Source organism: Streptomyces sp. BK340 (assembly GCF_007827595.1).
In the GTDB taxonomy this organism is placed as follows: domain Bacteria; phylum Actinomycetota; class Actinomycetes; order Streptomycetales; family Streptomycetaceae; genus Streptomyces.
Genome location: NZ_VISR01000039.1, coordinates 78,662 through 84,755 on the forward strand (window position 1 = coordinate 78,662; position 6,094 = coordinate 84,755).

6 protein-coding genes and 2 pseudogenes are annotated in these 6,094 nt (G+C 70.3%); all 8 read left to right on the forward strand.

Translation table 11 applies throughout. The features are described 5' to 3' along the window. Window positions 1–39: 39 nt before the first annotated feature. The 8 genes and pseudogenes from FB157_RS42915 (at window position 40) to FB157_RS49785 (ending at window position 6,018) form a co-directional block, all read left to right on the forward strand. Window positions 40–753 (forward strand): DsbA family protein, encoded by a 714-nt coding sequence (locus tag FB157_RS42915; RefSeq protein ID WP_145886633.1) that lies wholly within the window; start codon window positions 40–42, stop codon window positions 751–753. 50 nt (window positions 754–803) lie between these two features. After that, window positions 804–1,175, forward strand: a complete 372-nt coding sequence (locus FB157_RS42920) for a DoxX family protein (RefSeq protein ID WP_145886635.1) — start codon at window positions 804–806, stop codon at window positions 1,173–1,175. Between the two features lie 70 nt (window positions 1,176–1,245). Further along, the gene (locus FB157_RS42925; protein ID WP_145886637.1) at window positions 1,246–1,908 is read left to right on the forward strand and encodes an NAD(P)-dependent oxidoreductase; all 663 of its coding nucleotides are present in this window, start codon (window positions 1,246–1,248) and stop codon (window positions 1,906–1,908) included. Between the two features lie 59 nt (window positions 1,909–1,967). Beyond that, window positions 1,968–2,690 (forward strand): SDR family oxidoreductase, encoded by a 723-nt coding sequence (locus FB157_RS42930; protein WP_145886639.1) that lies wholly within the window; start codon window positions 1,968–1,970, stop codon window positions 2,688–2,690. Window positions 2,691–3,053: 363 nt separating this feature from the next. After that, a pseudogene (locus tag FB157_RS42935) lies at window positions 3,054–3,902 on the forward strand (ISAs1 family transposase); the annotation flags it as partial. 111 nt (window positions 3,903–4,013) lie between these two features. After that, complete coding sequence (locus tag FB157_RS47790) at window positions 4,014–4,391, forward strand: nuclear transport factor 2 family protein (RefSeq protein WP_012895409.1); 378 nt, start codon at window positions 4,014–4,016, stop codon at window positions 4,389–4,391. A 109-nt stretch (window positions 4,392–4,500) separates the two neighbouring features. After that, window positions 4,501–5,313 carry a class I SAM-dependent methyltransferase gene (locus tag FB157_RS42940; RefSeq protein ID WP_222441021.1) on the forward strand — a complete coding sequence of 271 codons (813 nt, stop codon included), beginning with the start codon at window positions 4,501–4,503 and terminating at the stop codon, window positions 5,311–5,313. Window positions 5,314–5,385: 72 nt separating this feature from the next. Next, window positions 5,386–6,018 (forward strand): annotated as a pseudogene (locus FB157_RS49785) (IS5/IS1182 family transposase). Window positions 6,019–6,094 lie beyond the last annotated feature (76 nt).

The following is a 6,094-nucleotide window of genomic DNA, read 5'->3' on the forward strand; positions in this document are numbered from 1 at the left end:
ATGGCGTTACGAACAAGTCGTAAGAATTGGAGGTGTGCGGTGAAGGTCGACATCTGGTCCGAGGTGACGTGCCCCTGGTGCGGGCTGGGCCATCACCGCCTGGCGTGGGCCGTCGAACGGTTCGAGCACGCCGGCGAGGTGGAGGTCGTCCACCACTCGTTCCCGCTCAGCAGCAGCTTCCCCGAGGGACGGATGTTCTCCGTCCGCGAGGCCCTGCTGCGACGGCACGGTGTGGGCGGTGGTCAGGCCGAGGCGTCGACCCGGCGGATCGAGGCGCTGGCCGCGGCTGAGAGCCTGAGCCCGTACCGGGTGCTGGACAACCAGGTCGGCAATACCGACCTGGCCCACGAATTCCTCGCCCACGCCTCCGCCCAGGGCAAGAACCGCGAAGCGTGGGACGCGATCTTCGACACCTACTTCGGCCGGGCCCAGCCCGTCTTCTCCCCGGACGACCTGCTCGCTCTCTCCGATGCCCTGGGCCTGGACCGCGAGCGGACCCGACAGGCCCTTGCCCAGCGCCGCTACCGCGAGCAGGTCCGCGACGACGCGGCCCGTGCTCAGCGCCTCGGCGCGACGGGCGCCCCGTTCATCGTCGTCGACGGCCGATACGGCGTTCCCGGCGCTCAGGACAGCGACACCCTGCTCGATCTGCTCCGCACCGCCTGGAACGACACCCACCCCCTCGCCCCCGTCGCCGGTGGCGACGTCCCGGCCTGCGGCCCGGATGGCTGTGCCGTCCCCGCACACGGCTGATCCCCCCGATCTGCTCCCGAATCGCCCGTGATCTTGAACCGAGGAATCCGATGAACGTCCTGCTGTGGGTCCTGCAGGGACTGCTGGCCGCGATGTTCGCGATGGCCGGTGTCATGAAGACGACCCAGCCGATCGACAAGCTCTCCGGCACCCTCCCCTACGCCAAGGACCTCGCGCCGGGCACGGTGCGGCTGATCGGGGCGGTCGAGCTGGCCGCCGCACTCGGGCTGATCCTGCCCGCCGTCACCGGCATCGCGGTGGTTCTCACACCGCTCGCCGCCGTCGGCCTCGCGGTGGTGATGGCACTGGCCGGCGCCTTCCACCTCCGCCGCGGCGAGTACAGCGCCATCGGCATGAACGCCGTCCTGCTGATCTTGTCCGTCGTGGTGGCCTGGGGCCGCTTCGGCCCGTACTCCTTCTGATCCTTCCAAATCCATCCCCGGCCGGCTCCTGCCGCCCGGCCATCCGCCCGCGAAAGGCGATGACACCCCCATGACCGACCTTCTCGTCCTCGGCGGCAGCGGCCGCACCGGCACCCACGTCCTGACACAGGCCGCCGAACGCGGCCACCGCGTCCGCGCCCTCGTCCGCGAGCCCTCCGCCGTCCAGGCCCCGGCCGGTGTCGAGCTGATCCAGGGCACGCCCGCGAACATCGACGAACTCCGCCGGGCCGCCCAGGGGGCCAGGGCGGTGATCAGTGTGCTGAACAACGCCCGCGCCTCCGACAACCCCTGGGCCAAGCCGGTCAGCCCGCCGATGTTCATGACCGACGCCGCCCGCAACACCCTGACCGTCATGGCCGAACAGGGCATCCGCCGGATCGCCCTGACCTCCTCGCAGGGGGCCGGCGACGACTGGGCCCGCCTCAACCCGCTGGTGAAGGCGTTCATCAACCTGTCGAACATCAAAGCCGGGTTCACCGACCACACCGGCGTCGACCAGGTCGTGCGCGCCTCCGACACCGACTGGACCCTCGCCCGGGCCGTCGCCCTCACCGACAAGCCCGCCACCGGCCCCCTGCGCGCCGGCGAGGCCCGCACCACCACGCCCGGACGCTGGATCAACCGGGCCGACCTCGCCCGCTTCCTCCTCGACGCCGTCGACGAGGAGACCTGGATCCGCAGCGCGCCGCTGGTGTGGAACGCCCGCGGCTGACCCACCCCGAACCCCTGTCGAACAGCCAGAACACCCCGAAAGCCCGAGGAGACATCCCCATGTCCGAAACGTCCAAGGTCATCGCGGTCTTCGGAGCCGGCACCGGTCTCGGCGCCTCCGTCGCCCGCCGCTTCGCCCGCGAAGGCTTCCGCGTCGCCCTCGTCGCCCGCCGCAAGGACCGTCTCGACGCACTCGTCGAACAGCTCATCGCCGAAGGCATCGACGCGGCCGGATTCACCGCCGACCTCTCGAAGCCCGCCGCTGTCCCCGCCCTCATAGACGCCGTCCGCGACCGCTTCGGCCGGATCGACGTCATCGAGTACGGGCCGATCAGCGGGGAACAGAGCTTCTCACCCGCCACCAAGCTGGATGCCGCCACCTTGCAGAAGGACAGTCCCCTTCTCCTGCTCACCCCGGTCGAGGTGGTCCGCGCGGTGCTGCCCGAGTGGACCGAGCGCGGCGACGGCGCGTTCCTGATGACCACCGGCCACACCGCCGTGGTGCCGCGGCCGTACATGAGCGGCGTGGGCCCGCTGATGTCCGCCGCCCGCAACTGGCTGTACTCCCTCAACGGCGAACTCGCCGACATCGGCGCCTACGCGGGCACCCTGTCCATCGCGGCGTTCATCGCCCGCAGCGAGATGGGCGAGATCGCCGCCGCGTCCCGGCCGGAAGGCGTCGGACCGCTCGTCGACCCCGACGACCTCGCCGAGCACTACTGGGACCTGTACGCCAAGCGTGACCGCATCGAGCAGATCCACCCCGAGCCGACCGCCGGGTAACCCCAGCCCGGGCCCCTCGCCACCACGGTTCGGGTCATCCCTCGGCGACGATCACCCTGCGTACAGGCCAGTCCTCCGGTGAGGAGTCCAACTGGCCGTCCGCAGGGACCGCCCGCCAGCGAGGAACCTGCGGCCGTACGCGGGGAAAGGATCTTGGCCGCTGTCATCACCACGACGGAAGACCGTGCCTGCCCGATCGTCATCGCCCATCCCCGCCGGCCTGGGCCAGCTCGCTACTGCCCGGCCTGCCGGGTTCGGGGAACACCCGCACCTGCTGGACCGTCTCGCGACAGTGCCTGATCACGCCGGGCGAAGGGCCGGCGCCACCTCCTCGTCTTCGTCCTCGCACTCGCCGCGTGCGCGGTGCTGGCTGGCGCGAAGTCCCTGGCAGCGATCACGGAATGGGCCGCCGACGCCCCGGCAGCCGTGCTCACCGCTCTCGGCGGCCCGAGCCGTGAACCCACCGGTCCCACCGCCCCGGCCGAGGCCACCGTGCGCCGCATCCTGCAACGCGTGGACGGCGACGCCCTCGACGCGGCGATCGGCGCCTGGCTCGCAGCCCGCGACCCCGACCGCCCGTCACCCAACCATGACCTGGGCAGGCGCGCCCGCCGCTCGCTGGCCGTGGACGGCAAGACGGTTCGCGGTGCGCGCCGCGCCGACGGCACCCAGGTCCACCTTCTGGCCGCGATGACCCGGACCGGCCTGGTCGCAGCCCAGCGTGAGGTCGGCGCCAAGACCAACGAGATCACCGTCTTCCGGCCGATGCTCGCCGACCTCGACCTGGCCGACACCGTGGTCACCTTCGACGCCCTGCACTCCCAGACAGCCCATGCCCGCTTCCTGGTGGCGGAGAAGAAGGCCCACTACATCGCCGTGATCAAGGGGAATCAGCTGCTGCTGCTGCACCAGCACCTCAAGCAGCTGCCCTGGCGGGAGGTTCCGCTGCTGGACAAGACCCGCGCCACGGAGCACGGCCGTGACGAGATCCGCCGCGTCAAGACCTGCACCGTCACCCGCGGCCTCGACTTTCCCCACGCGGACCAGGCCGTGCAGATCGTGCGCCGTCGCCGGACGGTCACCACCAGGAAGGTCACCCTGGAACGTGTCTACGCGGTCACCGATCTGACGGCTGAGCAGGCCGATGCCCCCGAGATCGCGCACCGTGTACGCGAACACTGGGGCATCGAGAACAAGATCCACCACGTGCGCGACACCACCTTCGCCGAAGACGCCTCCCGTGTGCGGACCGGGACCGCGCCCCCGGCCATGGAAGGCGGCTCGCGGGACGAGCGCACGCGCAACGGCTGGTATTACTGGGGCATGCAGGAAGAGACGGCACGCTCCGCGATCGACACGTTCATCTCCGCGTTTAACGCCTCGGACGACAGCTATGTGACTGCCCTGCTCTCCCAGGCCCTGACCTCGGACGTGGTCTTCTGGGGGCCGTTGGGTCGCAGCGAAGGAATCGCGGCGGTCGAGCGGTTCGTGCTGGACATCCGGCGCCACCCGGCGGGGACCGGCACGATGGTGCGCTGCTCAGCGGTGGACATGCCTGACGAGTGGGCCCGGTACCAGTGGGTCTTCACCACACCGGATGGAGGCCCCCGCCTGACGGGAACGGACGTCGTCCATCTGCGGCGGAGCCTCATCGACCAGGTCATCGTCTTTGCGGGGGAGATCGAGCCGTCCGCCTCCTGAGTCGTCCTTCAGTCGCTGTCCTTCTCGGTCAACCCGTTACGAGCTCTAGACATCGACCACCTAGGCTGGCGCGGTGACTGATGAGCAGGAGCGGGTGCAGCCGTCGGGAGTGTGGGCCACGGCGGTGGGGGTGGCCAGGGTGCGGGAGCTGGAGACCGAGCGGGAGAACGCGCTGTTCCGCGATCCACTGGCACAGGCCTTCGCCACCGCCGGCGGTCTGGGGCCCTCCTTGCCGCCGCCCGGCGACGAGGCCGCTCGACGCCGCCGGCAGGGTGTGGCGTTCTCCATCGTCATCAGAACGAAGTTCCTCGACGACCTGTTGCAGCAGGCCTCCGCGTCCGGGGTCCGCCAGGTCGTGCTACTGGGTGCCGGCATGGACAGCCGGGCGTTCCGGATGGACTGGCCCGAGGGCACCCGGCTGTTCGAGGTCGACACCGCCGCGCCACTGGACTTCAAGGCTTCGGTGCTGCGCCAGGAGCGGGCCGTCGCACGCTGCGAGCGGATCACTGTCGCGGTGGATCTGCGTGAGGACTGGCCAGGCGCGCTGGGCGCCGCAGGGCACGACCCGGCGGTGCCCACCGTGTGGATAGCCGAAGGGCTGCTGATCTATCTGCCGGAGGACGCGGTGGAGCTGCTGCTGGACCGGATCAGCGCGCAGTCGGCGGCAGGCAGTCGGATGGGGCTGACGTTGGGCTCGCGCGGCGTGATCGAGCGCTTCGGCGCGGACGCCGTGCCGGGATCGGCGGCGTCCATGTGGGTCTCGGAGATGCCCGACGACCCGGTGGGCTGGCTGGCCGGGTACGGCTGGGAGGCCGAAAGCCACACCCTGCGCGAGCGCGCTGCCGCCTACGGCCGCCCGATCAGCACCCCGCCGCAGCGCGAGGAAGGGCCCGGCGGACTGATCTCGGCGGTCCGCCGGTAGAGCGCCCCCCGGTTCCCAGGAGGTTGCTCCGTAACAGGTGTGGCGCTTGGTGCGTTGCTTGGTCATGAGCGGGTGATCTCAGCGGATGATCCGAGTTGGATCCAGCCGTTCTCCGGGCTGACCGAGGGCCAGTTCGGCAAGCTGGTGGCGTTGGTGCAGCGCCGTGGAGGTGACGTCAAGCGAGGCGGGCCATGGCGGCTGCCGCCTGGCGGACCAGGTCTTGTCGGTGCGCCGCTGCTGACCATGTCATTGGCCCGCCGGCCACGCAGGGACACGGCCTGCGGTGCCGCCTCCAGCAAGAACTACCGCTACCCGACCAATCTGCAGGTCGTCATCGACGCCAACAACCGCCTGGTCGTTGCGATGGGTATCCCGCTGCCCAGGAGTCGCCATGACCGCAGGGCTTGTGCCGAGTCAGGTGTCGAACGGGCTGGGGCCTGCCGTCGACGGCCCACCTGATCAGGCGCTTGTGTGCGGTGTGGAACGAGCCGAGCTTGTCGGGAGGTCCCGCCAGGGCGAGTTGGTGAGGTACGTCCACGCGATGGCTGTCCGCCGCCGGGCCCGAGCCTGAGCGTGGGTGGAACATGCATCGTCCCGGTTGAAGAACTGGAAAGTCCTACGGGACTGTCGTCTCAAGGGGACGGTGTTCACCAGGCCATCCTCGGCATCGCCCGGCTTCACAGTCTTGAACCGCTCCGGGTCTGATGGAGGCTCGATTCCCTGAGAGGATCGAGTCATGGCACGTCCGTCCCCCTACCCTGCTGAGCTTCGTGAGCGTGCG

Coding starts and splice junctions, on each gene's coding strand:
- FB157_RS42920 (WP_145886635.1), top strand. CDS start 804: ATGAACGTCCTGCTGTGGGTCCTGCAGGGACTGCTGGCCGCGATGTTC.
- FB157_RS42925 (WP_145886637.1), top strand. CDS start 1,246: ATGACCGACCTTCTCGTCCTCGGCGGCAGCGGCCGCACCGGCACCCAC.
- FB157_RS42930 (WP_145886639.1), top strand. CDS start 1,968: ATGTCCGAAACGTCCAAGGTCATCGCGGTCTTCGGAGCCGGCACCGGT.
- FB157_RS47790 (WP_012895409.1), top strand. CDS start 4,014: ATGCAGGAAGAGACGGCACGCTCCGCGATCGACACGTTCATCTCCGCG.